This is a genomic window from Vibrio zhanjiangensis (assembly GCF_030161235.1).
GTDB classification, from domain to species: Bacteria; Pseudomonadota; Gammaproteobacteria; order Enterobacterales; family Vibrionaceae; genus Vibrio; species Vibrio zhanjiangensis.
The window spans coordinates 1-2,692 of record NZ_BSPW01000113.1 but is presented as its reverse complement, the minus strand read 5'-3'; the positions used below and the strand labels follow the sequence as shown (position 1 = coordinate 2,692).

Sequence of the window (2,692 nt, the reverse complement as noted above, 5' to 3'; positions counted from 1 at the left end):
CGTAAAATCGGTCTACCGCGCTCTCGCCCTCCACCTCGATCTGCGCCCGTTTTAACATGGTCCACATTTCTCGACCATGAAGTGAAGCCGTCGCCCCTTCGACCGATTTCCATCCCAAAGCTTGCCGGGTTTTCTGCTTCACCCAACGATGACTTTGCTCCACGATATTATTCAGATATTTGATATTGCAAATGTCTATCAGACACAGCATGAAGTAGCCTGTTAGCCAAAGCTGAACATTCATCGCATCCAGTGCACAATGGTTAGCATGGCTGCCATCAATCACCACTTTCTCAGGTAACCCATTCTGGGCAATGGCCTTATTCAGAAAGGTTTTAGCGGCTGCTTCATCACGAGTTGGGCTAAGATAATATCACCAAACTTATCAACGGCTCGATAGTAATAAAACCATTCGCCTTTGATTTTGATGTAGGTCTCGTCCATTCGCCAAGAACTCGATACCGACTTCTTTTTGCGTCTGACTTTATGCTCCAAAATCGGCGTAAATTTGATAACCCACCGGTTGATAGTCGCATGGTCAACGGTGACACCACGCTCTCTCTGTATTTCTTCAATCTCTCGATAACTGAGTTTGTAAGCCAGGTAATAACGGAGGGTTTCGAGAATGATTTCAGAGGGAAAGTGGCAGCCTTTAAACATTGAGATTCAGAGTATTAGGTAGAGATTGAACGAATTTTAACCGACAACGCAAAGTTTTGCGACAGAACCGTAATTGCAGCGCCCATATAATTACCAAAAATGGTTTCCGATTCAGGTTTATTAAGCTGAATGTATTGCGCAACAGTTTCAACCCCAAACAGTTGTTGAACGTATGGTGTTGCACTGTTGAACTCAGCTAATTTTGGTGCTGATAATACAAAAACACTGAACAAAGTGAATGACACTAATACTGTCTTAACGAATGGCTTCATTGTCCACTTTCCCCCTCTTTAAGATGACTTTGCCCAAACACTAATGCTCAGACTGATATCCACTAATACAGCAGGAAGCCATACAGTAAAGTTAAAGCCAGAATTTTGCCAAGTAACCCAACCACTTATCAAAACCCCGAAAAATGATATCAGATTAAATGGTAGAGCTATTCTGTTAGCTAATCGTTGTATTACATTAGACATCCTTATTCCCCTAAAACTTCGTGCTTTCCTACATACTTATCTAAAGCCCACGCAGCGATAGCACATAAAAACCGACCAAAAGTTTCACCGACCAACGTGTTTGAGTGCCACGATGAAAAAGACACCATTTCACAAGGCTTATGGTCTAAATCTTCTGCGCGATAACTCGACAAATGCCAATGGCAAAAACTCGTACTAAATCTGGCTGGAAATGCCATACCCTTTCCCCTGATTTATGAAATTAGAACATTTTCGCATTCAGCATCAACGGCTACATTGTGTCTATCCAAAAGAAAGATGCCACAAATGTTGCTGGCAATACGTAAATAATCACATTTAAACAGATTCCATAATTGGCACAGTAAACAACATCTTTTAATTTACACATTTCCTTATCGGTCATTGTGATAAATATGAATCTAAAAAATAGTGATATACCGACGATCCAAATAACTTCGCTCATATGTACGTATCCTTCCCCTATAAGTTTAAATCTTGCTGCTACCCGTGATGTCAAGCACCTTCTTTATACAAGTTTTTTCATTGTCAACTTCCGCAGATTTCATAAGGCACTGTTTAAATTTAGCTTTTGTAGTATATGAGTTTACGGCGTAGCCTCCGGAAAAAGACACAAATACAACCATCATTGCTAAAAATCTTCTTTTCATATCTACCCCTCATAGCGTGAACATCGCGCCTGTGCCAACAGCCACAAACACCCAAATTACGACAACTATTGATTTGATCACGGTCAAGTGCGCGGTTTGCTTCTGTGCTTCTTCAAGCATTTTCTGTTCAAATTCAGTCATACTTTCATCTCCCTCTTAAATGTCTTTGCCTGACAATTTTCCAAAACCACGGGGTAATTGGCACTTGTGAGGCTTTCTACGCAATTGTATGATCCACGATGTTTTGTAAGTGCCAATCGGATTGACAGATGTTTCAAATAAACCCCGATTTAGGTCTGATACTGGCATTTTTTTGATCACAATTTTTGACCTCTATGAATCAGTTTTCGAGAAAAACTTGCGTTTAAAGAACTTGATTAATGTCATCAGATGGACTTGCTAACCCCGCAGCGTATAACATTCTTCGCCATGCGTTAGCATCAATCTCACGATGTTCTTTTTTGTCGTTTGCAGTTTCCCATTTACGAACGATTGAGCATCCTTTTGGGGTTACTGTTTTACCAAGAAAATAGCCAAGTTTTGCCTGAGACAGCCCAAGATATGTTCGCAACAACTTTATCTGTTCAGGTGTAGGTGGTACATAATCAGGATTACTCAAAGGTAAGACGCATTTGGATTCAATTAAATCATCTAGCGTCATCGAATGGTCAAACTTTCCGTATAAAGTTTTATCTTCACTCATAATAAAAAACCTTAGCGCGACACATCATGCCGCGCTGTTATCGTTACATTAAGCCATGCTCAGAAAAAGCGTAACTTCCCTCAGTACCAACCACAATGTGATCTAGAGTACGAACATCAACCGTATCCGCCCCATGATACCACGGGGTGATACTACTAATGTTTGAAGTTCCAAGGCAGGAGCGC

5 protein-coding genes and 1 pseudogene are annotated in these 2,692 nt (G+C 40.9%); all 6 read right to left on the bottom strand.

Translation table 11 applies throughout. From position 1 onward, the window contains the following. Window positions 1–103 precede the first annotated feature (103 nt). Window positions 104–660: pseudogene (locus tag QQK21_RS21740) on the bottom strand (IS6 family transposase); the annotation flags it as partial. A 14-nt stretch (window positions 661–674) separates the two neighbouring features. Then, a complete protein-coding gene (locus QQK21_RS21735) occupies window positions 675–932 on the bottom strand; it encodes a hypothetical protein (protein ID WP_284194268.1) in 258 nt (85 codons plus the stop codon). Between the two features lie 206 nt (window positions 933–1,138). Further along, the gene (locus tag QQK21_RS21730; RefSeq protein WP_284194267.1) at window positions 1,139–1,354 is read right to left on the bottom strand and encodes a hypothetical protein; all 216 of its coding nucleotides are present in this window, start codon (window positions 1,352–1,354) and stop codon (window positions 1,139–1,141) included. Between the two features lie 270 nt (window positions 1,355–1,624). Next, a complete protein-coding gene (locus tag QQK21_RS21725) occupies window positions 1,625–1,804 on the bottom strand; it encodes a hypothetical protein (protein ID WP_284194266.1) in 180 nt (59 codons plus the stop codon). Window positions 1,805–1,813: 9 nt separating this feature from the next. Continuing rightward, window positions 1,814–1,945: a hypothetical protein gene (locus QQK21_RS21720; protein WP_284194265.1), complete on the bottom strand. Its 132-nt coding sequence runs from the start codon at window positions 1,943–1,945 to the stop codon at window positions 1,814–1,816. 223 nt (window positions 1,946–2,168) lie between these two features. After that, window positions 2,169–2,507, bottom strand: a complete 339-nt coding sequence (locus QQK21_RS21715) for a helix-turn-helix domain-containing protein (protein WP_284194264.1) — start codon at window positions 2,505–2,507, stop codon at window positions 2,169–2,171. Window positions 2,508–2,692: the final 185 nt, after the last annotated feature.